This window comes from Neisseria sp. HMSC065C04 (assembly GCF_001815375.1).
GTDB lineage: Bacteria > Pseudomonadota > Gammaproteobacteria > Burkholderiales > Neisseriaceae > Neisseria > Neisseria flavescens_D.
The window spans coordinates 83,671-109,458 of record NZ_KV820422.1 but is presented as its reverse complement, the minus strand read 5'-3'; the positions used below and the strand labels follow the sequence as shown (position 1 = coordinate 109,458).

General features: G+C 52.7%; 22 protein-coding genes. 3 read left to right on the top strand and 19 right to left on the bottom strand.

Annotated features, from left to right (window positions below; all coding sequences use genetic code 11):
- From nuoG to truC, 11 genes are all read right to left on the bottom strand, one after another.
- The gene (gene nuoG, locus HMPREF3022_RS09455) at positions 1-2,262 is read right to left on the bottom strand and encodes an NADH-quinone oxidoreductase subunit NuoG (protein ID WP_049332991.1); all 2,262 of its coding nucleotides are present in this window, start codon (positions 2,260-2,262) and stop codon (positions 1-3) included.
- Positions 2,263-2,336: 74 nt separating this feature from the next.
- Positions 2,337-2,669, bottom strand: a complete 333-nt coding sequence (locus tag HMPREF3022_RS11640; RefSeq protein ID WP_152901634.1) for a hypothetical protein — start codon at positions 2,667-2,669, stop codon at positions 2,337-2,339.
- Between the two features lie 160 nt (positions 2,670-2,829).
- Entirely contained in the window at positions 2,830-4,125 is a 1,296-nt protein-coding gene (nuoF, locus tag HMPREF3022_RS09450; RefSeq protein WP_049332994.1) for an NADH-quinone oxidoreductase subunit NuoF, read from the bottom strand.
- A gap of 57 nt (positions 4,126-4,182) precedes the next feature.
- The gene (gene nuoE, locus HMPREF3022_RS09445) at positions 4,183-4,656 is read right to left on the bottom strand and encodes an NADH-quinone oxidoreductase subunit NuoE (protein WP_049332996.1); all 474 of its coding nucleotides are present in this window, start codon (positions 4,654-4,656) and stop codon (positions 4,183-4,185) included.
- The gene (gene nuoD / locus HMPREF3022_RS09440; protein ID WP_049332998.1) at positions 4,656-5,912 is read right to left on the bottom strand and encodes an NADH dehydrogenase (quinone) subunit D; all 1,257 of its coding nucleotides are present in this window, start codon (positions 5,910-5,912) and stop codon (positions 4,656-4,658) included. The genes nuoE and nuoD overlap by 1 nt, the downstream gene beginning before the upstream one ends.
- On the bottom strand, positions 5,902-6,495 hold the full coding sequence (locus HMPREF3022_RS09435) for an NADH-quinone oxidoreductase subunit C (RefSeq protein WP_049332999.1): 594 nt from the start codon (positions 6,493-6,495) through the stop codon (positions 5,902-5,904). The genes nuoD and HMPREF3022_RS09435 overlap by 11 nt, the downstream gene beginning before the upstream one ends.
- A gap of 12 nt (positions 6,496-6,507) precedes the next feature.
- Complete coding sequence (locus tag HMPREF3022_RS09430; RefSeq protein WP_002215610.1) at positions 6,508-6,990, bottom strand: NuoB/complex I 20 kDa subunit family protein; 483 nt, start codon at positions 6,988-6,990, stop codon at positions 6,508-6,510.
- The gene (locus HMPREF3022_RS09425) at positions 6,981-7,337 is read right to left on the bottom strand and encodes an NADH-quinone oxidoreductase subunit A (protein ID WP_003686600.1); all 357 of its coding nucleotides are present in this window, start codon (positions 7,335-7,337) and stop codon (positions 6,981-6,983) included. The genes HMPREF3022_RS09430 and HMPREF3022_RS09425 overlap by 10 nt, the downstream gene beginning before the upstream one ends.
- 334 nt (positions 7,338-7,671) lie before the next feature.
- Positions 7,672-9,129: an oligopeptide:H+ symporter gene (locus tag HMPREF3022_RS09420; RefSeq protein ID WP_049333001.1), complete on the bottom strand. Its 1,458-nt coding sequence runs from the start codon at positions 9,127-9,129 to the stop codon at positions 7,672-7,674.
- Between the two features lie 197 nt (positions 9,130-9,326).
- Positions 9,327-10,430: a peptide chain release factor 2 gene (gene prfB / locus HMPREF3022_RS09415; protein ID WP_003681666.1), complete on the bottom strand. Its 1,104-nt coding sequence runs from the start codon at positions 10,428-10,430 to the stop codon at positions 9,327-9,329.
- 97 nt (positions 10,431-10,527) lie between these two features.
- On the bottom strand, positions 10,528-11,244 hold the full coding sequence (truC, locus tag HMPREF3022_RS09410) for a tRNA pseudouridine(65) synthase TruC (protein WP_049333004.1): 717 nt from the start codon (positions 11,242-11,244) through the stop codon (positions 10,528-10,530).
- 140 nt (positions 11,245-11,384) lie between these two features.
- On the opposite strand from truC, the gene HMPREF3022_RS09405 reads away from it, so the two are divergent.
- Complete coding sequence (locus HMPREF3022_RS09405) at positions 11,385-12,113, top strand: LOG family protein (RefSeq protein WP_003747857.1); 729 nt, start codon at positions 11,385-11,387, stop codon at positions 12,111-12,113.
- Positions 12,114-12,222: 109 nt separating this feature from the next.
- Here HMPREF3022_RS09405 and HMPREF3022_RS09400 read toward each other — a convergent pair whose 3' ends face one another.
- Complete coding sequence (locus HMPREF3022_RS09400; RefSeq protein WP_049349253.1) at positions 12,223-14,079, bottom strand: ABC transporter ATP-binding protein; 1,857 nt, start codon at positions 14,077-14,079, stop codon at positions 12,223-12,225.
- A gap of 227 nt (positions 14,080-14,306) precedes the next feature.
- Positions 14,307-15,530, bottom strand: a complete 1,224-nt coding sequence (gene sstT / locus HMPREF3022_RS09395) for a serine/threonine transporter SstT (RefSeq protein WP_070765536.1) — start codon at positions 15,528-15,530, stop codon at positions 14,307-14,309.
- 437 nt (positions 15,531-15,967) lie between these two features.
- On the opposite strand from sstT, the gene HMPREF3022_RS09390 reads away from it, so the two are divergent.
- Together HMPREF3022_RS09390 and HMPREF3022_RS09385 are read left to right on the top strand one after the other, a co-directional pair.
- Positions 15,968-17,809 (top strand): autotransporter assembly complex protein TamA, encoded by a 1,842-nt coding sequence (locus HMPREF3022_RS09390; protein WP_070765535.1) that lies wholly within the window; start codon positions 15,968-15,970, stop codon positions 17,807-17,809.
- A gap of 78 nt (positions 17,810-17,887) precedes the next feature.
- Positions 17,888-22,033, top strand: coding sequence for a translocation/assembly module TamB domain-containing protein (locus HMPREF3022_RS09385; protein ID WP_070765534.1), 4,146 nt, complete (start codon positions 17,888-17,890; stop codon positions 22,031-22,033).
- A gap of 242 nt (positions 22,034-22,275) precedes the next feature.
- Here HMPREF3022_RS09385 and HMPREF3022_RS11635 read toward each other — a convergent pair whose 3' ends face one another.
- From HMPREF3022_RS11635 to HMPREF3022_RS09360, 6 genes are all read right to left on the bottom strand, one after another.
- Positions 22,276-22,449: an anti-sigma factor family protein gene (locus HMPREF3022_RS11635; RefSeq protein WP_003747841.1), complete on the bottom strand. Its 174-nt coding sequence runs from the start codon at positions 22,447-22,449 to the stop codon at positions 22,276-22,278.
- 12 nt (positions 22,450-22,461) lie between these two features.
- A complete protein-coding gene (locus tag HMPREF3022_RS09380; RefSeq protein ID WP_070765533.1) occupies positions 22,462-23,040 on the bottom strand; it encodes a sigma-70 family RNA polymerase sigma factor in 579 nt (192 codons plus the stop codon).
- Between the two features lie 142 nt (positions 23,041-23,182).
- On the bottom strand, positions 23,183-23,869 hold the full coding sequence (locus tag HMPREF3022_RS09375) for an HvfC family RiPP maturation protein (RefSeq protein ID WP_070765532.1): 687 nt from the start codon (positions 23,867-23,869) through the stop codon (positions 23,183-23,185).
- Positions 23,859-24,701, bottom strand: coding sequence for an HvfB family MNIO-type RiPP peptide maturase (locus HMPREF3022_RS09370; RefSeq protein ID WP_049323685.1), 843 nt, complete (start codon positions 24,699-24,701; stop codon positions 23,859-23,861). Before HMPREF3022_RS09370 ends, HMPREF3022_RS09375 begins: the two co-directional genes overlap by 11 nt.
- 86 nt (positions 24,702-24,787) lie before the next feature.
- Positions 24,788-25,060, bottom strand: a complete 273-nt coding sequence (locus HMPREF3022_RS09365) for a hypothetical protein (protein WP_049333024.1) — start codon at positions 25,058-25,060, stop codon at positions 24,788-24,790.
- Positions 25,061-25,158: 98 nt separating this feature from the next.
- Positions 25,159-25,608, bottom strand: coding sequence for an HvfX family Cu-binding RiPP maturation protein (locus tag HMPREF3022_RS09360; protein WP_070765531.1), 450 nt, complete (start codon positions 25,606-25,608; stop codon positions 25,159-25,161).
- Between the last annotated feature and the right edge of the window lie 180 nt (positions 25,609-25,788).

Below are 25,788 nucleotides of genomic sequence, written 5' to 3'. Positions count from 1 at the left end.
TCAAGCTCCCGCCAGTTCAATAGTGTCCATCAACGCACCCAGCGCGGCATTTTCGGTATGCAGCGGCAGATGCACCACGTTTTCAGGCAAACCGGCATCGGCCTTGACGGCAACCGATACGCTTGCGCCGTTTTGTTTGGCGACAGCGGTTTGTCCGTCTTGCAGGCCCAAGCGTGCCAATGTGTTCGGATTTACACGCGCGGCAGGCACGGCGGCATGGCTGGTTTCTTGCAACGGTGCGGAACGGCGTACGATAGAATCAGTGTGATAAATACCGACGCCGCCGACACGGACAAGGCGGTTTGAGGCCGTCTGAACGCTCTCCCCTGTCCATGTACTGCGGTTATCCAGTTTAGACGGCAGGCTTTCTACATCCAGCGCATCTTTCAGAATCGCAGCGGTATCGTGGTATTCAAAACCTTTCAGGTCAAACAGATTGCCCAATACGCGCAACACTTTCCACATCGGACGCGAATCGCCGAAGCCTTGTACCACGCCGTGGAAAGATTGCATACGGCCTTCCATATTGATGAAGCTGCCTGATGTTTCAGTAAACGGCGCAATCGGCAACAATACGTCGCACAGGTCCAGCAGCGTTTCGCTGACAAACGGCGTAAACGCCATCACGCTTTTAGCCTGTTTCAACGCGGCCACGGCTTTTGCGCCGTCCGCCGTATCGATTTCAGGCTCGACATTGAGCAGCAAGACTGCCTGTTTCGGCGCATTTGCCATTTCGACAACGCTCTCGCCGGAGTTTACATTTAAGACATCCGCACCAACGCTGTTGGCGGCTTGCGGCAAGATGCCCAGCACTGCGCTGGTCGCGTCTGCCAGCTCTTGCGCGGCGGCGTAAATCGCGGCGTAATCAGGATGGTTTTGCACTTCCGCGCCCAAAATCACCGCTGCTTTTTCAGCGTTTTTCAGGCTGGCGGTAACGGCGTGTTCCGCATTCGCAGACAGGTTTTTCAGACGGCCTGCCCATTCGTCGGGATGTGCGGCTTCTTGAGACAGAAGCGGCATAAACAATTCTTCTTTACTGCTGGCCAATACGCTCAAAGCCATGCGGTCTTTGGCGGCGCGGCGCAGGCGGGCGGTCAGAAGCGGCTGTTCTTTGCGCAAGTTCGCACCGACTACCAATACGGCATCGTTGTCAGCCAAAGACTCAATGCTTTGTCCCAACCATTGCGCACCTTTAAGGCCGTCTGAAAGACGTTTGTCTTGTTGGCGCAAACGAATGGCAAAGTTTTTAACACCCAAACCGTCGGCGAGTTTTTTGGCCAGATACAGCTCTTCAACCGTATTCATCGGATTGGCCCAAACACCGACTTGGTTTTGGTTGCCGTCTTTGGCGATACATTCAATCGCGCTGCGGACATATTCCAACGCGGTTTTCCAATCCACGTCCATCCACTCGCCGCCCTGTTTGATTTTCGGGTTTTTCAGACGGCTTTCGTGATACAGGCCTTCGTAGGCGAAACGGTCGCGGTCGGACAGCCAGCATTCGTTGATGGCTTCGTTTTCCAGCGGCAACACACGGCGGACGGTATGGTCTTTGGTTTGCACAATCAGGTTGCTGCCCAAAGCATCATGGGCGGAAACGGATTTGCGGCGGTTCAATTCCCAAGTACGCGCGTTGAAGCGGAACGGTTTGCTGGTCAATGCGCCGACAGGACACAAATCGATGACGTTGCCTGACAATTCGGTTTCCACTGCTTTGCCGATAAAAGGCATGATCTCGGAGTGTTCACCGCGGTTGGCCATGGCGATTTCTTGCACGCCGGCGATTTCTTCAGTGAAACGGACGCAACGGGTACAGTGGATACAACGGCTCATTTCCTCGGCGGAAACCAAAGGACCCATGTCTTTGCCGATGACAGAACGTTTTTCTTCGGTATAACGGCTGGTATTTTTGCCGTAGCCCATCGCCAAATCCTGCAACTGGCATTCGCCGCCTTGGTCGCAGGTCGGACAATCAAGCGGATGGTTGATGAGCAGAAACTCCATCACGCCTTCTTGCGCCTCTCGGGCTTTTGCCGAATGCGTACGCACAATCATGCCGTCTGTAACCGGCGTGGCACAGGCGGGCAGGGGTTTGGGGGCTTTTTCCACGTCCACCAAACACATACGGCAGTTGGCGGCGATGGAAAGTTTTTTGTGGTAACAGAAATGCGGGATATAAGTACCGAGCTTGTGCGCGGCTTCAATCACCGTCGCGCCCTGCTCCACAGATACCTGTTTTCCGTCGATTTCGATTTGTAACATGGTTCGTTCCTAGTTACGGGTATTTAATAAATAATTCTTTACTAAATATTTGTATAATATTCGTATAAATTACATTAGAAAGAATTACACATTACCATTCCTGCATAGTTATTACAGAACGTGTGACGAGGGGGATTGTAGCCACCTCCATTCGATACACTTGGGCTATTTCTATAGTCATACCAAGCTTTTGCTTGCATCTCAGAAATAGGGCTTCTTGATTCTGTATATTCGCCTTTTGAATTATAACAATCCAGATTGCCATATTGATTTACACGCACTCGCGCACAAGCTGAGTCTCCGGCCATATAATAACGACCATTAATATAGTTTGGGGCAGCAGATGATGCACAACCGGCCAATAATAAAACCGCCATTGAAACACCTAAGATCTCTCTTATCTTCATATTAACTATCTTTCAGTTCAAAATTTAATCAAATTGGTGCATTCACTACGATCCCTTTTAAACAGGATTGCACATGGCAATTCATAATGAAAAAATACAAAGACCTCACTCGAATCTCTTCGAGCAGATTACATTATTCAAATAGAGGCCGTCTGAAAACTTAGCACCACTTATTCGGTTTCATCGGTCCGCCGTGTTCGATGTAATGCACAAACTCATCACGGAAATGCTTGGTAAAGCTGCGGACAGGGAAGACGGCGGCATCGGCAAGGGCGCAGATGGTGCGGCCTGCCATTTGGTTACCTATAGAATCCAGCAGATCCAAGTCTTCCATGCGGCCTTTGCCTTCTACGATGCGGTGGACGATGCGGTAGAGCCAGCCCGTACCTTCACGACAAGGCGTACATTGACCGCAAGACTCGTCGTAGTAGAAGTAGCTCAGACGCTCAAGGGCTTTCACCATGCACACATCTTCGTCCATCACGATAATCGCGCCGGAACCCAGCATCGAGCCAGCTTTGGAAATCGAGTCATAGTCCATATTGGTCTGCATCATGATATCGGCAGGCAAAACTGGCGCGGACGAACCGCCGGGAATAACGGCCTTGAGTTTTTTACCGCCGCGCATACCGCCCGCCATTTTCAGGACTTCGGCAAACGGTGTACCCAATGGCACTTCATAGTTGCCCGGACGCTCGACATGACCGGAAATACAGAACAATTTGGTACCGCCTGCATTCGGAATACCTTTATCGGCAAATGCCTGTCCGCCGTCACGGATAATGAAGGGGACGGAGGAGAACGTTTCGGTATTGTTGATGGTAGTCGGTTTGCCGTACAGGCCGAACGAAGCAGGGAATGGCGGCTTAAAGCGCGGCTGGCCTTTTTTGCCTTCCAACGATTCGAGCAATGCGGTTTCTTCACCGCAAATATATGCGCCGTAGCCGTGGTGGGCGAAGAGTTCAAATTCAAAATCCGAACCCAAAATATTTTTACCCAAAAAGCCTGCGGCACGCGCCTGCTCCAAAGCGGCTTCAAAACGTTGGTAGCCTTCAAAAATTTCGCCGTGGATGTAGTTGTAGCCGGCTTTCGCACCCATCGCGTAACCGGCAATAATCATGCCTTCAATCAGGGCATGCGGATTGAACATGATGATGTCGCGGTCTTTAAATGTACCCGGCTCGCCTTCGTCGGTGTTGCAAACCACATATTTTTTGCCCGGGAAGGAACGGGGCATAAAGCTCCATTTCAAACCGGTCGGGAAGCCCGCACCGCCACGACCGCGCAAGCCGGAGGTTTTGACTTCGTCAATCACATCGGTTTGCGAGATGTTTTCGGACAGGATTTTACGCAGGGCGGTATAGCCGCCACGTTTGACGTATTCGTCCAATGTCCAGCAATCGGGATTGGCGGTATCCACTTGGTCAAAAATCACGCCTGATTGGTAAATAGCCATTTTTGGTGTGCCTGTTCGTTTTCGTATCGGTTGCAGCCGTTGTTTTCAGACGGCCTTTTATTTCAGTTCGGCAAGTTTCTTGTCAATCGCTTCTTCGGTCATAAAGCTGCACATGCTGTGGTTGTTGACCAGCATAACCGGAGCGTCGCCACATGCACCCATGCATTCGCCTTCGACAAGGGTAAATTTGCCGTCGGGTGTGGTTTCGCCGTAGCCGATACCGAGTTTTTGTTTGAGGTATTCGCCGGTAGCCATACCGCCGCGCAGGGCGCAGGGCAGGTTGGTACAAACGGTCAGTTTGTATTTGCCGACAGGCTCAAGGTCGTACATATTGTAGAAAGTAGCGACTTCGTAGGCTTGTGCAGGCGAGATGCCGATATAGTCTGCGACAAAGGCGATGGTCTCGGGAGCGAGCCAGCCTTTTTCGGTCTGGGCAATACGCAATGCACCCATAATGGCGGATCGGCGTTGGTCGGCAGGATATTTTGCCAACTCAATATCAATTTGTTTTAAAGATTCTGCGGATAACATTATCGGTCAACCTCCCCGAATACGATGTCCTGCGTACCGATGATGGCAACGACGTCGGCGAGCATGTGGCCTTTTGCCATTTCGTCCATGCCTTGCAGATGGGCGAAGCCGGGTGCGCGGATTTTCAGGCGGTAGGGTTTGTTTGCGCCGTCTGAAATGATGTAAACGCCGAACTCACCTTTCGGGTGTTCGACAGCGGTGTAGGTCTCGCCCTCGGGAACGTGCATACCCTCGGTAAAGAGTTTGAAATGGTGAATCAGGTCTTCCATACCTGTTTTCATTTCGGTACGTTTGGGCGGAGCGAATTTGTGGTTTGTGGTAATGACCGGACCCGGATTGACACGCAACCACTCGGAACATTGTTTGATGATGCGCACGGATTGACGCATTTCTTCCATACGGCAGAGGTAGCGGTCGTAGCAGTCGCCGTTGACGCCGACGGGAATGTCGAAATCCATTTTGTCGTACACTTCGTAAGGCTGTGTCTTACGCACGTCCCATTCCACGCCTGAACCGCGCAACATCACGCCGGTAAAGCCTTTTTGCATGGCACGCTCAGGAGTGACAACGCCGATGCCGACAGTACGCTGTTTCCAAATACGGTTGTCGGTCAGGAGGGTTTCGAGTGTGTCGATGTTTTTCGGGAAACGTTCGCAGAAGGCATCGATAAAGTCGAGCATGGTACCTTCGCGGGATTCGTTGAGCTGCTTCAATACTTTGGCATTACGGAATTTGCTGCTCTCGTATTTAGGCATGAAATCGGGCAGGTCGCGGTAAACGCCGCCGGGACGGAAGTAGGCGGCGTGCATACGCGCGCCGGAAACGGCTTCGTACAAGTCCATCAGCTCTTCGCGGTCGCGGAAGGCGTAAAGGATGGCGGTCATCGCGCCGATGTCGAAGGCATGCGAACCGATGCCCATCAAGTGATTGAGGATGCGCGTTACTTCGGCGAACATCACGCGGATGTATTGGGCGCGGATAGGCACATCGATACCGGCAAGTTTTTCTACTGCCAAGCAATACGCCTGCTCGTTGACCATCATGGAAACGTAGTCCAAGCGGTCCATATAGGGCAGGGCTTGCAGATAGGTTTTGGTTTCAGCCAGTTTTTCAGTACCGCGGTGCAGGAGGCCGATATGTGGGTCGGCGCGGACGATGGTTTCGCCCTCCAACTCCAAAATCATACGCAATACGCCGTGCGCCGCAGGGTGTTGCGGGCCGAAGTTGATGGTGTAGTTTCTTAATTTATTGGCCACCGTAGTTCTCCTCACGGACGATACGCGGCGTGATCTCGCGCGGCTCAATGGTAACAGGTTGGTAAATCACGCGTTTTTGCTCTTCGTCGTAACGCATTTCCACATAGCCGGAAATCGGGAAGTCTTTGCGGAACGGATGTCCAACGAAACCGTAATCGGTCAGGATGCGGCGCAGGTCCGGATGGTTGTTGAACATGATGCCGTACATATCGAAGGCTTCGCGTTCGTACCAATCCGCGCTGTTGTAAATATCGACTACGGATTCGACTATGGGGAAGTCGTCGTCTGAAACCCAGACTCGTACGCGGATGCGTTGATTGTTTTTAACGGAAAGCAGCTGACTGACGACGGCAAAGCGCTTGCCCTGCCATACTTCGTTTTTGTAAGTGCTGTAATCGACACCGCACAAGTCGACCAGAAGCTCGAAATGCAACTCTTCATGGTCGCGCAATGCGGTCATGACTGAAATATAGTGCTCGGGCAGACACTCGACGGTAATCTCGCCCAAAGCTGAAATGACTTTGCTTGCCTGATCGCCAAGCACGCCGACGACGGTCTCGTATAAGTTTTGAATGCTTGCCATATCGTCCTCTCCTTACTCGTCACGCGCGATGGTGGAAGTGCGCTTGATTTTTTGTTGGAGCTGAATCAGGCCGTAAATCAGGGCTTCCGCAGTCGGCGGACAACCCGGCACATAAACGTCTACTGGCACGACGCGGTCGGCACCGCGCACAACGGAATAAGAATAGTGGTAATAGCCGCCACCGTTGGCACACGAGCCCATAGACAATACCCAGCGCGGCTCGGCGAGCTGGTCGTATACGCGGCGCAGGGCGGGCGCCATTTTGTTGGTCAGCGTACCTGCCACAATCATCAGGTCGGCCTGACGGGGGGACGGACGGAAAATGATGCCGAAACGGTCAAGGTCATAACGCGCCATACCCGCATGCATCATTTCCACGGCGCAGCAGGCCAAGCCGAAAGTAACCGGCCACAGCGAACCGGTACGCATATAGTTCAGCACCGTATCCGCGCTGGTGGTGATGAAACCTTTTTTCAAAACGCCTTCTATTCCCATTCCAGCGCACCTTTTTTCCATTCGTAAATAAAGCCTACCGTCAGAACGACGATAAACACCAGCATAGACCAGAAGCCGTACGCGCCCAAATCTTTGAACACGACTGCCCACGGCAACATGAACGCGACCTCCAAATCAAACAGGATAAAGAGGATGGCGACGAGGTAATAGCGCACGTCGAACTTCATCCTTGCGTTTTCAAAGGCTTCAAAACCGCATTCGTAAGCCGCGTCTTTTTCGGCATAGTGACGTTTCGGGCCTAAAATTGTGCCGAGCAGAATAAACAGTACGCCGGCCGCAAGGCCGACGAGGATGAATACGAGGACGGGAAAGTAACTGGCCAACATGGTCGTACCTAACTGGTTGACAGACAAATCTTAAAAATAGATTACCATTTTATCGAATTTCAAAAGCCATTTAAAGGTAAATATCAGCAAATCAGCAAAAAAACCCTAATAAATTCAATAAAGTTATGAGAACAATTCTTATTCTTATTTAATATTTCCAAATTTTAATTTCGTTTTAATCATGTATCATTTAATTCGGATTTTCCGCCTGTCCGATTTACTTCAAAAATCTGGAAAACCGTCCTTTCCCAAACCTCAATAAAAGCATCAGGCCGTCTGAAAACTGATTCTTTTCAGACGGCCTGCGTACATCACATTATTTTAAATAGAAAAATCAATCGACACCTTTGAGCATGCGGTTCAATACCGGGGTAAGTACCAGCAGGATACCGCAGGTTACTGCGCCGATGGTGGCCAGCATCCAGTAGAAATCCAATGGCGACTGAGCATTGTAGTAGTCTTTAAACAACACTCCGCCCAAGGTAAAGCCGATGGACAATGCTAAGAAATTCAACGCAACCATTTGTGTTTTAAACATGCTCGGTGCGATTTTAGTGGAAAACGACAGCGAAATCGGCGACAGCATCAACTCACCTATCGTAATCGCCAGCAACACCAGCATAAACACGATAATCGGCATCGGGGTCTCGGATGAAATATACGGAATGAAACACAAATAAGAGACACCGGTTATCAACATGGCCAGCGCAAATTTCAACGGCGTTTTAGGTTGGCGTTTGCCCATTTTCGTCCACACCGCCGCCATCACGCCGGAAAAGAGAACCACCCACATGGCCTGTATCGAATCTTTCCATGAAACAGGCACGGTAAAGCCGAAGAAAGTACGGTCAACCGTTTCGTCGAAATAAACCGTTGCAACGGTGTACACCTGAAACCAAACCGCCCAGAACATACAAATGGTCAAAAACAACGGAATATAGGCCATGATGTAACGTTTATTGGCCGCCTCAACCTGGCTGCTGCCCAGCAGGCGTGCAAAATAAGCGATAACAGTGATAATGACCACGCCCAAGAGCCAGCGTGAAAAATTCTCAAGATTAAGCGCGCCGGAAGCAATCACGCTGCCCAACACCAAAACCAGCAACACACCGACAGCTATTGCAGTCTGTATCTTTTCAGGGCGCAACGGATTCGGAGCCGGCGTATGCGGCAGGTTTTTACGGCCGCGCGAATACCACAGCAGGCCAAATGCCATACCGACGGCCGCCGCGCCGAAACCGTAATGGAATCCCATTCTGTCTTGCAAAATACCGGTCAACAAAGGGCCTAAGAAACCGCCGATATTGATGGAAATATAGAAAATGGAGAAACCGGCATCACGCAATTCGCGCAGGTCGTCCCGTTCATACAAAGAGCCGACCATCGAACCGGCAGACGATTTCACGCCGCCGCTGCCCAGTGCGATAAACACCAAGCCCAACAGCAATCCCATCAAACCCGGCACAATCGCCAATAAAATATGGCCGGTCATCACGACGATACCGGCAATAAACAGGGTACGTTCCGCGCCCCAAATGCGGTCGGCCAACCATGCGCCGAGAATAGTGGACAGGTAAACGCTGCCGCCGTATGCGCCAACGATACCGCCGGCCAAAGCCTTATCCATACCCAAACCGCCTTGATTCGCGGCGTAATACAGATAAATCAGCAGGATGCCCTGCATACCGTAGAAGGAAAAACGTTCCCACAGCTCAATATGGAATAGGGTGGATAATTGCAAAGGATGGCCGAAGAAGGTTTTCTCGGCAGAAGACGGCTTTTGACCGGACATTATGAGTTCTCCTATATATTAGACAGGCTCAGGCTTCAGACGGCCTGTTATACCTACCAGTCATTTTTATAGAAACTATATATTACCGCCAATCTTTGCATTTGCAAAACATGTTTTAATATTTGCAAAATAATGTTTCTTTCAAACTGAAAAATGCCGTCTGAAAACTTTCAGACGGCCTGTTTATCTCTTACGGTTTACACACCTTGTTTCAGGCTGGCTTCGATGAAGCCGTCCAGGTCGCCGTCCAATACGGCTTTGGTGTTGCCGACTTCGTAGCCCGTGCGCAAGTCTTTAATGCGCGAGGAATCCAAAACGTATGAGCGGATTTGGCTGCCCCAACCCACATCGGACTTGCCTTCTTCCAACGCCTGTTTCTCTTCGTTACGTTTGCGCATTTCCAATTCGTACAGTTTGGATTTCAACATTTCCATCGCGGCGGCTTTGTTGGCGTGTTGCGAACGGTCGTTTTGACATTGCACCACAATACCGGTCGGCTCGTGGGTAATACGCACGGCGGAGTCGGTTTTGTTAATGTGCTGACCGCCGGCACCGGATGCGCGGTAAGTGTCGATACGCAAATCGGCGGGGTTGATTTCGATTTCGATGGAGTCGTCGATTTCGGGGTAAACAAACACGGATGAAAAAGACGTATGGCGTTTGTTGTTGGAGTCAAACGGCGAGTAGCGCACCAGGCGGTGAACGCCGGTTTCGGTACGCAGCAAGCCGTAGGCGTATTCGCCTTCCACGCGGATGGTGGCGCGGTTGATGCCTGCGATTTCGCCGTCGTCTTCTTCAAGGATTTCGATTTTGAAGCCTTTGCGCTCGGCGTAGCGGCTGTACATACGGAACAGCATACCCGCCCAGTCTTCCGCTTCGGTACCGCCCGCGCCTGCGGTGATGTCGATAAAGCAGTTGTTCGGGTCGGCAGGCTGGTTGAACATCCGTTTGAATTCGAGGTCGGCCATTTGTTTTTCCAAACCGGCCACGTCTTCCTGCACGGCGGCGAAACCTTCTTCGTCGTTTTCTTCGACGGCCATTTCGATCAGCATGCGGTTGTCTTCGATACCTGTGGCGATGTTGTCGAGGGTTACCACGATGCCTTCGAGGATTTTGCGCTCTTTGCCGATTTCTTGGGCGCGTTTGGGGTCGTTCCAGAGTTCCGGGTCTTCGGAGAGGCCGACGACTTCTTCAAGGCGGTCTTTTTTGCCTTGGTAGTCCATATAGACGCGGATGTCTTCGCTGCGCTTCTCCAGGTCGTTTAGGGTGTTGTTAAGCTGGTTGATTACTTCGGCTTCCATGATTCTTGTGTTCTTTCAAAATTTTAGGGGCGTATTGTAAGGGATTTGCCTGTTTTTTTCCATGACTGGGTCGTCTGAAAATGTGCGGCTTGGCTTTTCAGACGGCCTCGGTTTTAAATTTTTCCATCCAAAGCCGCCAGTCGTTGTCTATCGGCGCTTGTACGGCAATCCGGCTGCCGTCTTCTATGCTTTGAAAACTGAGGCTTCGCGCGTGCAACATCAGGCGTTGCGTGCCGATATGTTCGGCAACGGCATGGTTTTGGCGCAAATCGCCGTAGTTGGTGTCGCCGACGATGGGGTGGAAAATGTGTTTCATATGGCGGCGGAGTTGGTGTTTGCGTCCGGTGTGCGGCGTAAGTTCTGCCCACGAATAACGCGAGGTCGGGTAACGCAGGGCGGATTGGAACGGCAACTCGGTTTGCGCCAGACAGCGGTAGGCGGTTTGCGCTTCCTGCAATGTGGCTTCGGTCTGCGCTTCGGCGATTTTGTCGGGCATATATTTGAGGGCGTAATCAATCAGGCCGTCTGAAGGCAGATGACCGCGAACAATCGCCCAATAGGTTTTTTCGATGGTTTTGTTTTCAAACTGCTGCGTCAATAATCGTGCGGCTTCCGTATCGAGGGCAAACAGCAAGACGCCGGAAGTCGGGCGGTCGAGGCGGTGGACGGGATAGACGTGTTGCCCGATTTGGTCGCGCAGGGTCTGCACGGCAAAACGGGTTTCGTGTTTGTCTAACCAGCTTCGGTGCACCAGCATTCCGGCAGGTTTGTTGACGGCGATGGTACGGCTGTCGCGGTGGATAATATCGAGCATGGCGGAGCAGTTGAATAAAAGCAGATATTGTAACGGGCTTTTGAAAATGTGGCAGGCACACTTGCCGCCAAAACCCGACTTTCAGACGGCCCGCCCCTTTCGGGTTACAATACGGCACATAAAAACACGAAGGAAAAGCCGTGAGCCTGCTCAAAAAACTGCCCAAACCCATGCTGCCCGACGAAACACGCCGCGATATTCAGGCGCGCGAGTCGTATCATGTATTAAAGATTATTTCCGAATTTGTCGAAGCCGGCGAAGAATTGCGCGCCATTCAGCCGGCCGTCAGCATTTACGGCAGCGCGCGCACGCCCGAAAACCATCCCGACTACGCATTCACATTGCGCTTGGCGCGCAAACTGTCGGATGCCGGATTTTCCGTCATTTCCGGCGGCGGGCCGGGCATTATGGAAGCGGCCAACAAAGGTGCGTTTGCAGGCGCAAGTCCGGCGGTGGGGCTGAATATCGTGTTGCCGCACGAACAAAAAGCCAATCCGTATCAGGATTTGTCGATTAAATTCCAACACTTCTTCCCGCGCAAAGTCATGTTCGTCAAACACGCCGTGGCGTATGTCGTCATGCCCGGCGGTTTCGGCACGTTGGACGAATTGTTTGAAAGCCTGACTTTAGTGCAAACCGGCAAAACGCCCGACCGCCCGATTATCTTAGTAGGCAAAGCCTTTTGGGCGGGACTGTTGGACTGGATACGCGAGCAGTTGCTGGGCAGAAACCTGATTTTGGAAGAGGATTTGAACCTGATCCGCGTCATCGACGACGAAGACGAAATTATCGAAGAAATCTTCGCCCATTACGAAAACCGCTTGGAAGACTTGTCCGAACACCAAAATGCTTGGTCACTGGGGCTGTAAAAAACTGAGGTTTCAACTGAAAAAGCAGTTATCCCACCTGCCCTTTGCTTCATGAATAAAGGCCGTCTGAAAATGTTTTCAGACGGCCTTTTATCTTCTTTCAAAGCGTTTAATTGTTTTCCCACTCGACATGCTCACTCAAGAAACCGCCGCTTTGGTGCGCCCAAAGTTTGGCGTACAGGCCTTGTTTCGCGAGCAACTCGGTGTGGCTGCCTTCTTCGATGATGCGGCCTTTGTCCAAGACGATGAGGCGGTCCATCGCGGCGATGGTGGAGAGGCGGTGGGCGATGGCAATCACGGTTTTGCCTTCCATCATTTTGTCGAGGCTTTCTTGGATGGCGGCTTCGACTTCGGAGTCGAGCGCGCTGGTGGCTTCGTCAAGCAACAGAATCGGCGCGTCTTTGAGCATGACGCGGGCGATGGCGATGCGTTGGCGCTGTCCGCCGGAAAGTTTCACGCCGCGTTCGCCGACGTGTGCGTCATAACCGCGCCGGCCTTTAGCGTCGGAAAGGTTGGGGATGAAGTCGGCGGCTTCGGCGCGTTCGGCGGCGGAAATCATTTCGGCGTCTGTGGCGTCGGGGCGGCCGTAGATAATGTTGTCGCGCACGGAGCGGTGCAGCAGGGAAGTGTCTTGCGTTACCAAACCGATTTGGGCGCGTAGACTTTCTTGGGTTACGCTGTCCACGTTTTGGCCGTCGATCGAAATCGTGCCGCTTTGCGGTTCGTAAAAGCGCAGGAGTAGGTTGACGATGGTGGATTTGCCTGCGCCGCTGCGGCCGATCAAGCCGACTTTTTCGCCGGGTTTGATATTCAGGTTAAAGCCGTTGAGGAGCGGTTTGCCGGCTTCGTAGGAGAAATCGACGTGTTCAAACTTGATTTCGCCTCGGGTAACTTTCAGCGGCAGGGCTTGCGGCTTGTCGAGGATGGTGTGGGGTTTGGACAGGGTGGCCATGCCGTCGTTGACGGTACCGATGTTTTCAAACAATCGGGCGGATTCCCACATGATGTATTGCGACAAACCGTTCACGCGCAATGCCATGGCCGTGGCGGTGGCTACCGCGCCTACGCCGACTTGGCCGTGATACCAAAGCCAAATGCCCAAGGCGGTCGTACCGACGGTCAGCGAGCTGTTGACGATAAAGCTGCAGGTGTGCAGCAGCGTTGCCAAACGCATTTGGGCATGGACGGTTACCATAAATTCTTCCATCGACTGCTTGGCATAAGCGGCCTCGCGTGCACCGTGGGAGAAGAGTTTGACGGTGGCGATATTGGAGTAGGCGTCGGTAATGCGACCGGTCATCAGCGAGCGCGCATCGGCCTGACGCGCAGCGGTTCTGCCGAGCTTGGGAATCAGGAAACGCATAATCATCGCGAATCCAATCATCCAGCAGATAAACGGCACGATAAGCCAGGCATCGAATGAGGACAGAATCACGCCGGAAGTGATGAAGTACACCAACACATACACAACCATATCGGCAACGGTCATCACCACATCACGCAGCGCCAGCGCGGTTTGCATGACTTTGGCGGACACGCGGCCGGCAAACTCGTCCTGATAAAAGCCCAGGCTTTGACCCAGCATCAGGCGGTGGAAATTCCAGCGCAGGCGCATGGGGAACACGCCTTGCAGGGTTTGCAGGCGCACATTGGAAGCGAAAAAGGTCCAAACGGCAAAAAATGCCACCATGGCCATCATGCCGATTAATGCATGGCCTTTTTCAACAAAAAGCGTTTGCGGCGTATAAGCGCCGAGCCAGTCGACTACCTTGCCCATAAATTGGAACATCAAGGCTTCCATGATGCCGACGCCGACCGTAAACACGGCCAACACGGCAATCCATTTGCGCACGCCTTCAATGTTGCTCCAAATAAACCGCCACAACCCTTTTTCTGGCGTTTTCGGGGCGGCTTCGGGATAAGGGTCGATGCGGGACTCGAACCATGAGAATATTTTTTTAATCATTGTTTTTGCAAATTTGATAAGACGGCCAGGCCGTCTGAAAAGGATAACTCAAATACATTCAAGGCTGTATTTTACGGGAAAAATCCAACTGATAACAGCAGATACCGTCAGTCCGATCAAACCAATCTATTGATTTGTCCATCTAAAAATCCCTTTTCTTTGCCCAAAACAAAGGCCGTCTGAAACTTTTCAGACGGCCTTTGCTGGATTTAGGTTAACCCTAAAAATTACTCTTTACGTTGACGACCTAAATCGGCAGCGGCAGTAAACAAAACGTCGGTGGAAGAGTTCAACGCAGTTTCTGCAGAGTCTTGAATCACGCCGATGATGAAGCCGACAGCAACCACCTGCATGGCCACATCGTTATCGATACCGAACAGGCTGCACGCCAAAGGAATCAGCAGCAATGAGCCGCCGGCCACACCGGATGCACCGCACGCGCTGACGGTAGCCACCAGGCTCAGCAGCAGGGCGGTGGCGAAGTCAACCGTAATGCCTTGCGTGTGCGCCGCAGCCATCGCCAAAACGGTAATGGTGATGGCCGCACCGGCCATATTGATGGTTGCACCCAATGGAATGGAGATAGAGTAAGTGTCTTCGTGCAGACCCAGTTTTTTTGCCAATGCCATGTTCACAGGGATGTTGGCGGCGGAAGAACGGGTAAAGAAGGCATACACGCCGCTTTCGCGCAGGCAGGTAAACACCAGCGGGAAAGGATTGCTGCGGATTTGCGTCCACACAATAATCGGATTGACCACCAAAGCGATAAACAGCATACAGCCGAGCAATACGGCCAACAGCTGCATATAGCCGGCAAGCGCTTCAAAACCGGTTTCGGCAATGGTAGAAGACACCAAGCCGAAAATACCCAGCGGCGCAAAACGGATAATCCATTTCACGACGGTCGAAACGGTATCAGCCAAATCGGCCGCCACTTGGCGGGTCGTATCCGAACCGTGATGGCGCAAAGCCGCACCCAATATCAGGGCCCAAGCCAAAATGCCGATATAGTTGGCATTAGCCAGCGCGTTAATCGGGTTAGCCACCAAATTCATCAGCAGCGTTTTCAACACTTCGACAATGCCGGAAGGCGGCGCAACGGACACATCGCCGGCCGCACGCAGAATCAGCGTGGTCGGGAATGCCATGCTGGCGACAACCGCCACCACAGCCGCTGCGAACGTACCGAAAATATACAAAATCAAAATCGGTTTTATGTGGGCCTGATTGCCTTTTTGGTGTTGCGCGATGGCGGCAGTCACCAAAACAAATACCAAAATCGGCGCAATAGCCTTAAGCGCACCGACAAACAGGCTGCCCAGCAGTCCTGCGCTGATACCGACTTGCGGCGAAACTGCGCCCACAAGAATACCTAAAACCAAGCCGATGGCGATTTGTACCACCAGGCTGACGCTGTTGAGCGCGTTCAAAAGCGGATTGCCACTTGCCATATCCGTTCCTTCAATTTAAAGATATGTTAAAAAAGTCTTACATTCTAAAATAAAAAATCATTTGTCGGCGAGGTTTTCATGCACACCTCACAAAAACGGCATTAAAGTTTAATATTTATAACACAATTGGCACTTTATTCCAAAAATACAGTCAAACCCTACTTTAAAGTATGCCCATACCGTTGCTTTACTTCTCTGTATCTTGCTTTCAGACAGCCTGAAATCTGCGCCATAAGGCCGAATATAAAGGCAACTTCATCAGTCAAAACACAAAAACATAAATATTACAATCAGATAGAAACAAACCAAAATCCGCCCTTAAGCCGCATTTTGCAACGTTATCGCGCTAAATTTCCGTTTATATCCATAGCCTGAAACCTTGCAGAAATAGTGTTAAAATCCCCAAACTGAAGAATTGTCGCTGTCGAACACACATCATGACCAAACTGACCTACCCTGTTTTATTTGCATCATTGGCGCTCGCCTACGGACACGCGTTGGCAGTAGATACTTCCGTTCCCAAAGCGGAAGACTACGAGGCTGTTCCCGAATCCGAAATGCCCAAACAGCCCAAAGACGACCAAACAGGCAAACTCAAGCCCAAATTCCCCGTCAAAATCGACACCCAAGACAGCGAAGTCAAAGAAATGCTTGAGGAATACCTGCCGCTGATTACCCAGCAGCAGGACGAAGAGCTGGACAAAGAGCAGGTCGGCTTCCTTGCCGAAGAGGCGCCCGACAACGTCAAAACCATGCTCCGAACCAAAGGCTATTTCAACAGCAACGTCAGTATTCAAGACCACGGCGAGAGCTACACCGTCAACGTTACCCCCGGCCCGCGCACCAAAATCGACAACGTCAGCGTGGCCATCCTCGGCGACGTATTGAATGATGAAAATCTGGCCGAGTACTACCAAAATGCGATGGAAAACTGGCAGCAGCCCATTGGCGAAAACTTCGACCAAGACGGCTGGAATGCGAGTAAAACCTCCGTCCTCAGCGCGGTAACGCGTAAAAAATACCCTTTGGCGAAACTTACCACCACCCAGGCCACCATCAATCCCAATACGCAAAAGGCCGACTTAAACGTCATCGTGGAAAGCAACCGCCCGATTTACTTTGGTGAGTTCCAAATCACCGGCACGCGCCGCTACCCTGAAAGCGTGGTTTCCGGCATGGCGCGCTTCCAACCCGGTTCGCCTTACGACTTAGACAAAATCCTCGACCTGCAACAGGCACTCGAACAAAACGGCCACTATTCCGGCGCGTCCGTACAGGCCGACTTCGACCAACTGCAAGGCGACCGCGTTCCCGTCAAAATCAACGTGACCGAAGTCAAACGCCACAAACTGGAAACCGGTATCCGCTACGACTCCGAATACGGAATCGGCGGCCGCATCGCCTACGACTATTACAACCTCTTTAACAAAGGCTACATCGGCTCGGTAGTTTGGGACATGGACAAATACGAAACCACGCTGGCCGCCGGTATCAGCCAGCCGCGCAACAACCGCGGCAACTACTGGACAAGCAACGTTTCCTACAACCGCTCGACCACGCAAAACCTTGAAAAACGCGCCCTGTCCAGCGGCATTTGGTATGTCCGCGACCGCAACAATATTGATGCACGCTTCGGCCTTGAATTCATTACCGAAGACCGCAAAGTCCCCGACACCAGCTACGATTTGGGCCGAAGCCATGCCACCATGCTGACCGCCTCATGGAAACGACAAAGCATCGAAACCGAGCTGCACCCTCAAAACGGCTATTACCTCGACGGCAAAATCGGTACAACTTTGGGCAAACTCCTCTCCTCCACCCAAATGGCACGCGCCACGGCACGGGCAGGCTATTTCTTCACGCCTGAAAACAAAAAACTCGGTACGTTCATCGTACGCGGACAGGCAGGCTATGTTTATGCCCGCGAAGGCGAAGAAGTGCCGTCCAGCCTGATGTTCCGCACCGGCGGCGCGACTTCTGTACGCGGTTACGAACTCGACAGCATCGGCTTGGCCGGCCCCAACGGCTCCGTCCTGCCGCAACGCGCCTTGGTGGTCGGCAGCCTCGAATATCAATTCCCGGTTACCAAGAGCTTCTCCGGCGCCATCTTCCACGATGTCGGCGATGCGGCAAGCAACTTCAAACACATGACCTTAAAACACGGTACCGGCTTGGGCGTGCGCTGGTTCAGCCCGGTTGCGCCGTTCTCCTTCGACATTGCCTACGGCCACCACGACAAAAAAATCCGCTGGCACATCAGCTTAGGCACAAGGTTTTAACAAACATACACCATCCATTCTTTCAGACGGCCTCAGCCATTCCAGGCCGTCTGAACAACAGACAAACAGAAAAATATCATGACCGATACTGCAAACACTTCCACGCCGTCTGAACAACAGCCCGCCCCACCAAAGCGCAAAAAACGCCTGTTGCGCGGCTTTGTCCTGTCCACCTTGGGCGTATTGACCGTTTCCACCGGCGCAATCGGCTGGCTGGTCGGTACGGAATCGGGTTTGCGTTTCGGTTTGTACAAAATCCCGTCATGGTTCGGCGTCAAAATCTCTTCGGATACGCTGAAGGGCACGCTGATTGAAGGTTTTGAAGGCGACAAATGGTTGATTGAAACAGAAGGTGCGGATGTCAAAATCAGCAGCTTCCGCTTTGATTGGAAACCGTCCGAACTGACCCGTCCGTCCTTGCACATTACCGAAGTCGTGGCCGGCGACATCGCCATCGTGACCAAACGCACGCCGCCTAAAGAAGAAGAGCCTTCAAAAGGCCTGCCCGACAGCATAGACCTGCCCGTTACCGCCTATCTCGACCGTTTGGAAACCGGCAAAATCAGCGTAGGCAAGCGTTTTGACAAGCAGACCGTCTATCTCGACCATCTGCACGCGGCCTATCATTACGACAAAAAAGAACACCGCCTCCACATCAAAACCGCCGACACGCCTTGGAGCAGCTCGACAGGCGCGGTGGTGCTCGGTTTGAACAAACCCTACGTCCTCAATACAGCCATCTACACCAAAGGCCAGCTTGAGGGCGAAACCATACACGGCACGGTGCGCCTGTGGGGCAGCCTGCAAGACGTGTACACCGACCTGCTGCTCGACGGCGACAACGTTCATTTGTCTGCCAAATCCACCATCCACCCATTCGCCGACAGCCTCAACGAAACCGTCGGCGAAATCCTGGTTAAAGGTTCCAACATCAATCCGCAGGCCTTCCTGCCCAGCCTGCCCAAAGCACGTCTGAATTTCGACGCCACCACTATTCCGTCCTTTACAGACGGCGTTGCGCTGGAAGGCTCGATAGACTTGGAAAACGACCAAGCCGGTTTTGCCGATGAAAACCATATCCCCGTCAAACGCATCCTCGGCGAATTCATTGTCGACGACAAAGGCACGGTCAAAATCGAAGACATTGGCGTCGGCCTGCTCAAAGACGGCAGCATCGACGTATCCGGCACTATCGACACCGCCCAAGACCAGCTCAAACTCGCACTGGGCATCAACAATACCGGCGCGGACGACTTTATCCGTCAAAACATCGCAGGCCGTCTGAACGGCAGCATCGACGTCAAAGGCGAAACCTCCTCCCCCGTCGTCAACTGGAATCTCGACAGCGGATTTGCGCGCACAGACGGCATGCTGTTTTTCCAAACCGACAAACAGCTCGGCCAGCGCACGCTCAAGCTCGACAAAGTCCGCCTGGTTCCGCAAAACGGCGGTGAACTCAACGCCAAAGGCTCGCTCGAACTCTTCAAAGACCGCAAACTGCAACTGGACATCGTCAGCAAAGCCTTCAACCCTGCTCGCATCGATCCGCAACTTCCGCAAGGCAGCGTCAACGGCAACATCAACTTGACCGGCATACTGGCGCAAGAAAAATTCGCCGGCAAAATGCAGTTTGCACCGAGTACGCTCAACGGCGTTCCGCTCAGTGGCAAAGCCGACGTCGCCTATGAAAACGAACACCTCTCACGCGCCCTGACCGACCTGACCCTCGGCAGCAACGTCATCAAAACCAACGGCAGCTTCGGCAAAAAAGGCGACCGCCTCAACCTCAACATTACCGCCCCCGATTTGTCGCGTTTCGGCTTCGGCTTGGGCGGCCTGCTCAACGCGCGCGGCTATATCTCCGGCAGCTTTTCAGACGGCCTCAAAACCCTTGAAGCCGATTTGAACGGCGAAGCGCGCAACTTCAAAGTCGCCGATACCGTCAACATCCGCACCCTCGACTTCAAGCTTAAAGGTTCGCCAGATACCAACCGTCCGTTGAGTGCCGATATTAAAGGCGAACACATCGCCGTCTCCGGCGGCGCGGCCATGATCGACAACGTCAACCTGCTCATCAGCGGCACAGGTTCGCACCACCACATCCGCGGCAACAGCAGCATGGCTGTGGACAACAAACGCTATAAGCTCGACCTCGACGCCACCGGCGGCCTCAACAAAGACCAAACCCAATGGAAAGGCACGGTCGACACGCTCGACATTAGCGGCGCGTTCAACCTCAAACTGCAAAACCGCCTCAACCTCGAGGCCGGCAGCGAACGCGTTTCCCTCAGCAGCGCACGCTGGGCGGCCATGGGCGGCAGCCTCAACCTGCAAAATTTCGTTTGGGACAAAAAAGCCGGCATTACCAGCAAAGGCAGCGCGCAAAATCTGCACATTACCGAATTGCACAACTTCTACACCCCGCCCATCGAACACAACCTCGTCTTGGGCGGCGACTGGGATTTGGCGTACAGTCAAAACGCGCGCGGCTTCCTCAACATCAACCGTCAAAGCGGCGACATCATCCTGCCGAGCAAAGATCCGAAAAACAAACAACCTTTGGGACTTTCCGCACTCGCCCTGCGCACCCGTTTCCAAAACGGCCGCATCGACAGCACGCTGGAAGGCAACACCCGCTTCGGCAAAGTTGACGGCACGCTCGGCATCGCCCAGCAGTTCGGCAACAACATCAGCAACGCCCCTGTCAGCGGCAAAGTCAATATTAGCGTTCCCGATTTAGGCTCGCTCAAATCCTTTATGCCGGCGACAGCCCAAGGCATTGCAGGCCGTCTGAACGCGACCGCCACCATCGGCGGCCGACTCGGTTCGCCTACCGTCAACAGCAACCTCGACCTCCAAACCAATTACGGCCGGGCCGACGGTACCGTCAACATCGGTCAGGGCACCAGCTTCGATACCGCCCCTCTGAGCGGCAAACTCAACCTGAACGTTGCCAACCTCGAAGTCTTCCGTAACTTCCTGCCCGTCGGCCAAACCCTCAAAGGCCGTCTGAACGCCGCCGTCAACTTGGCAGGCCGTCTGAACGATCCGCAACTGAGCGGCCTGATTAACGGCGACAACCTCTATTACCGCCATCAAACCCAAGGCCTGATTCTCGACAACGGCGTATTGCGTTCGCGCCTGCAGGGTCAAAAATGGGTCATCGACAGCCTCAAATTCCACCGTGGCGGCACGATTGAGCTCAAAGGCGCGGTCAACCTTGCCAACGCCAACCCCGATGTCGACGTGGACATCGTCTTCGACAAATACCGCACCCTCTCGCGTCCAAACCGCCAACTGCAGCTCTCCGGCGCGGCCAAAGTCCTCTACAATCCGGAAAAAGGCGTATCGCTCAACGGCACGCTCAATACCGACTACGGCAGGTTCGGTTCGCAAAAATCCTCCATGCCGACCCTCGATGACGACGTGGTCGTATTGGGAGAAACCCCAAAAGAAGCAACGGCCACCACGCCCATCAACATGAACCTTACCCTGAACATCAACGACAATGTCCGTTTTGTCGGCTACGGCGCAGACGTTACCATCGGCGGCAAACTGGCCATCACGTCCCGTCCGGGCGAAGCCGTCCAAGGCGTCGGTACCGTGCGCGTTGTCAAAGGCCGCTACAAAGCCTACGGCCAAGACCTCGACATCACCAAAGGATCGGTTTCCTTTGTCGGCCCGCTGACCAATCCAAACCTCAACATCCGTGCCGAACGCCGTCTCTCCCCAGTCGGCGCTGGCGTCGAAGTCCTCGGCAGCCTCAACAATCCGCGCGTAACCCTGGTTGCCAAGGAAGCCATGAGTGAAAAAGACAAACTCTCCTGGCTCATCCTCAACCGTGCCAGCAGCGGCAGCGACGGCGACAATGCCACGCTCTCTGCGGCCGCCAGCGCGCTGCTTGCCGGCCAAGTCAACGACCGCATCGGCCTTGTCGATGATTTGGGCTTTACCAGCAAACGCAGCCGCAATGCCCAAACCGGCGAACTCAACCCTGCCGAACAAGTCCTGACCGTCGGCAAACAGCTCACCAACAACCTCTACGCAGGTTACGAATACGGCATCTCCAGCGCCGAACAATCCGTCAAACTCGTGTACCAACTGACCCGCGCCATCCAAGCCGTTGCCCGCATCGGCACACGCTCCTCCGGTGGCGAGTTGAAATACACCATCCGCTTTGACAACTTGTTCGGCAAAGACAAACCGGAGCCGGAAGAGCAATAATAAGAGCCGTTAAAAAGGCCGTCTGAAATTTATCTTTCAGACGGCCTTTATCTTGTTCTACCTTATCAAAATCTTAAGCCATGCCTCCAAAAACAAAGGCCAACGGCGCAAGTTTGAAAACAAATGCTGCTAAAAAAGTGAACTGCAAACCATGGCTTATTCAAGATTAGCGATACATAAAGCAGATACAAAAGGGCCGTCTGAAACGGACAGGGTTAGGTTTCAGACGGCCTTTTTTTGAATCATCGAAACATCTTATGCATGGCGTTGCTAATTAATGCGAGCTGTTTCTTATATTCGCGGCAACGGGGACAGAGCGACAGGTGCACGGCAAGGGCAATGCGGTTAAAAAGACTGAGACGCACTTGGTCTTGCTGTTTGGAAATCAGATCGGTTATTTTGCGGCATTTTTTCATGGCGTTTTCCTGTCAGGCATGGGAGAACCATTTGATTTGCAGACACTGGCGCAAGGTTTCGCGCGCGCGGTGCATGATGGTGTGGTAGTTGGCATGGCTGATGCCGCATTGTTCGCGGATTTCATCGCTTGAAAAGCCGAGAATCTCTTTCATGGTGAACACACGGGCGGTGTTTTCCGGCAGATGGTAGAGGCAGGTCTGCAAAACCTGGTAGAACTCTTTATTGTTCAAACTGGCTTCGGGCGAGTCCCAACCCTGAGGCTGACCTTCGTCCGTCCAATGTCCGTCGGCGGCAAAATGTCCTTCAAAGGCTTCATCCAAGGCTTCCTCGTCGCACGTGACGAAAACTTGGCGTTGCCGCCCGATTTGGCGCAGGCAGTCGGTAATTTTGTTTTTTAAGATTGCAAACAGCCAGCTGCTCACCTGGGCGCCGCCTTTAAAACCCTCGGCCGCGCGGTAGGCGGAAAGCATGGTTTCCTGTACGAGGTCTTCCGCTAAATCGGGGCGGTCGGGCAGCTGGATATGGGCAAAGCGCAGCAGCAGTTTGCGGGATTCGGCAAGCTCGGCATTGGTCAGTTCGGGTAGGGCCATAATGTATCAGTATGAAATGAATGATCAATATGCTTCTGATTTTACGCTGATACGGCAAGAGCATGCGATTGAATCTATAAACGATTTCAGTAGTATTTTTGTTTTACCGAAACCGACTGCGCCCGTTTCAGACGGCCTTGATTTATGCCGCAACCAAAATGCCCTGTTCCAGCCAATCCGTCCATTTCTGCCTTAATGCGTCCTGCCAAGCGTTTTCAGACGGCATGAACTCTGCCAGCATGGTTTGCAGGCCGTTTAGGGAAGTGGGCGTCTCTGCCAGCGTTTCCAGCAATAAGGCGTCGAATCCATCAAGCGTTTGGTACATCACGTCGTCTTCCTTATCGCGCCACACCAAAACGGCGGTTTCCGCCTCCTGCAATTCGTCCGTCACGTCATACTGATAACGGCGCACAAAGGCGGCGGGAGAAAGGGTGTAGGCCAAATCGTCTGAATCGGCAGGCGAGGCTTCGCTGTCGGTTTGCGCGGTTTCGGCGAGCAGCTGGGTATGTTCAAAGTCCATCAATGCCAAGAGGTCGTCTGAAAGCGGCAGGCTTTGGCAATATCGGAGGAACTCGCCGGGGATTTCTTGAAAATAGGGCGTTTGGGCGCGCGCGTCGCAGACGAAACCTTCTTTCAGACGACCCCATTCTTCGCTGTCAAAGTATTGCAGCGTTTCGGTATAGCAGCGGTCGATAAAGCTGTGAATATTGTTGCGTATCAGGCGGATATAGACGTTCAGGCGTTCTTGCGGCAGTCCGTCGGCGGCTTTACCTTCGCGTATGGCTTGGGCAAAGCGGTGTTGATATTGAGCGGAGGTTTCAGGCTGCACGGCGGTATTCCTTTCCGGCACGCGTTTGATAGTCGGCGATTTTGGCGACTTCGGCTTCGAGTTCGGCAAAAGGCGGAAAATTGAAATCGCGTTCCAACAGAGTAGGCGGAATCGTCGGCAGCTTGGCATAGGCCAGTTCGAGCAAATCCCAAACGGTCGGCAATACCGCCGCGCCATGCGTATCAATCAACAATTCCGGTGTTTCCACGTCATGTCCGGCAATATGGATATAGCACACGCGCCCTGCATCCACATTTTCTAAAAAGGCTTCGGGCGACAACAGGCCGTGATTGACGGCGTTGACGTAAATATTGTTCACATCCAAATGAATACCGCAGTCGGCCTCGCGTGCAACGGCATTGAGGAACTCGACTTCGTTCATCTCGGCAAGCGGGGAATGCAGATAGTAGGAGGTGTTTTCCACGGCAATACGGCAGCCCAACCGGTCTTGCACTTCGCGGATACGCCGCGCGGTATGTTGCACCATTTCTTCAGTGAAAGGCAGCGGCAACAAATCGTAAAGATGACCGCCGTCGTGGCAATAGCTCAAATGGTCGGAGAAAAACGTGCAGTCATAACGGCGCATCATTTCTTTGATTCCGTCTATCAAGGCGGTATCCAGCGGGGCTTGTCCGCCCAGCGACATGGATAATCCGTGCAACGCCAGCGGCAGCCGTTCCGCCACGCGGTCAAACTGTTTGCGCGCCCTGCCGCCCATTTTCAGCCAGTTTTCGGGGGCGGCTTCGATAAAGCGTATCGGGCTGTCGTCTGAAAGCGAGAGGAAGTCTTCCGCCAAGTCGCGGCGGTAGCCCAAGCCTGCGTGTTGAATCATGGTAATGTCCTGTTATGGTGCCGTATGAACGACAAAGTCGCATTTTCGTTTGTAAAATGCGACTTTGTTAAAGGTATGTTGCAAGATTATTTAGAACCGCATTTACCTTCGCCGCATTTGCCTTCTACTACTTTGGCAGCTTTGGCTTTAGATGCTTTGCCTTTTTTGGCGTGTGCTTTTTTCATGGCTGCGCCGCAAGAACCTTCACCGGCTTTGGCAGCCGCGCCGCAAGTACCTTCGGCAGCTTTAACAGTTTTCTCAACGGCCACATCACTGGCAGCTTTATCAGCGGCAACAACACCGGCAGCCAAAGACAGGGACAGTGCACCGGCCAGAGCAGCAGCTACATTTTTTTTCATTTCAACTTCCTTTTTAAAATATGGGTTTTAAAACAAATCAAGGGATAATATCGGGCATTTAAAGTCGGCCCGCGACCATTAATCCTTAAAGATAATCCTTAAAGAAAATACTTGATGCGGCAACAGCGTTTCTTCAGCAGTGCATCCAAAGACAGACGGCCTGCGCCCTGCAATAGGACAGGAAATAAAACAACCAAATAAATCAGTGCCATTTTATAACCGTTGTCGCACACATTGTACCCTAAGCCGGCATGTACCGCAGACCATGCGACAGCCGTCACAACCATCAATCCCAGCGCGGACAGCCGTGTTGCCAAGCCGACGATGAGCAGCGCAGGCAAAACCAGTTCCGCCCACATCGCCAAATTCCAGTTGACCGTATCCGACAACCAATTGAACGGAAAGGGAAATTGACTGTTTATTTCTGCAAACCAGTTTTCCCCGTTCCATTTTTCCAAGCCGGATTCAAGAAATTCATACGCGGCAAAAAGCCTGAGTGCCAACAAACCGAAAGCGGCCTGCCAAGAGGGGTTGGATGAGGTGTTCATTTATTTTCCTAATCGATGTGTGTCGAATTGGATGGGACGAAAAATCCATCGGCACCATTCCATCTTTGTATGCCTGTTTAGACGCGGCAGCTTTAAAAAACTGACAAAATAAATGAAGATATTTTCTTATTCATTGTTTTATAAAGATTAAAAATTCAAAAAGGCCGTCTGAAACACCAT

Excerpts from the sequence above, each read along its gene's own strand:
- nuoE (WP_049332996.1), bottom strand. The coding sequence starts at position 4,656 with ATGTTATCCGCAGAATCTTTAAAACAAATTGATATTGAGTTGGCAAAA.
- HMPREF3022_RS09420 (WP_049333001.1), bottom strand. The coding sequence starts at position 9,129 with ATGTCCGGTCAAAAGCCGTCTTCTGCCGAGAAAACCTTCTTCGGCCAT.
- HMPREF3022_RS09385 (WP_070765534.1), top strand. The coding sequence starts at position 17,888 with ATGACCGATACTGCAAACACTTCCACGCCGTCTGAACAACAGCCCGCC.
- HMPREF3022_RS09380 (WP_070765533.1), bottom strand. The coding sequence starts at position 23,040 with ATGGCCCTACCCGAACTGACCAATGCCGAGCTTGCCGAATCCCGCAAA.
- HMPREF3022_RS09400 (WP_049349253.1), bottom strand. The coding sequence starts at position 14,079 with ATGATTAAAAAAATATTCTCATGGTTCGAGTCCCGCATCGACCCTTAT.
- prfB (WP_003681666.1), bottom strand. The coding sequence starts at position 10,430 with ATGGAAGCCGAAGTAATCAACCAGCTTAACAACACCCTAAACGACCTG.
- sstT (WP_070765536.1), bottom strand. The coding sequence starts at position 15,530 with ATGGCAAGTGGCAATCCGCTTTTGAACGCGCTCAACAGCGTCAGCCTG.
- HMPREF3022_RS09365 (WP_049333024.1), bottom strand. The coding sequence starts at position 25,060 with ATGAAAAAAAATGTAGCTGCTGCTCTGGCCGGTGCACTGTCCCTGTCT.
- HMPREF3022_RS09425 (WP_003686600.1), bottom strand. The coding sequence starts at position 7,337 with ATGTTGGCCAGTTACTTTCCCGTCCTCGTATTCATCCTCGTCGGCCTT.
- HMPREF3022_RS11640 (WP_152901634.1), bottom strand. The coding sequence starts at position 2,669 with ATGAAGATAAGAGAGATCTTAGGTGTTTCAATGGCGGTTTTATTATTG.
- HMPREF3022_RS09370 (WP_049323685.1), bottom strand. The coding sequence starts at position 24,701 with ATGATTCAACACGCAGGCTTGGGCTACCGCCGCGACTTGGCGGAAGAC.
- HMPREF3022_RS09360 (WP_070765531.1), bottom strand. The coding sequence starts at position 25,608 with ATGAACACCTCATCCAACCCCTCTTGGCAGGCCGCTTTCGGTTTGTTG.
- truC (WP_049333004.1), bottom strand. The coding sequence starts at position 11,244 with ATGCTCGATATTATCCACCGCGACAGCCGTACCATCGCCGTCAACAAA.
- HMPREF3022_RS09390 (WP_070765535.1), top strand. The coding sequence starts at position 15,968 with ATGACCAAACTGACCTACCCTGTTTTATTTGCATCATTGGCGCTCGCC.
- HMPREF3022_RS09430 (WP_002215610.1), bottom strand. The coding sequence starts at position 6,990 with ATGGGAATAGAAGGCGTTTTGAAAAAAGGTTTCATCACCACCAGCGCG.
- nuoG (WP_049332991.1), bottom strand. The coding sequence starts at position 2,262 with ATGTTACAAATCGAAATCGACGGAAAACAGGTATCTGTGGAGCAGGGC.
- nuoF (WP_049332994.1), bottom strand. The coding sequence starts at position 4,125 with ATGGCTATTTACCAATCAGGCGTGATTTTTGACCAAGTGGATACCGCC.
- HMPREF3022_RS09435 (WP_049332999.1), bottom strand. The coding sequence starts at position 6,495 with ATGGCAAGCATTCAAAACTTATACGAGACCGTCGTCGGCGTGCTTGGC.
- HMPREF3022_RS11635 (WP_003747841.1), bottom strand. The coding sequence starts at position 22,449 with ATGAAAAAATGCCGCAAAATAACCGATCTGATTTCCAAACAGCAAGAC.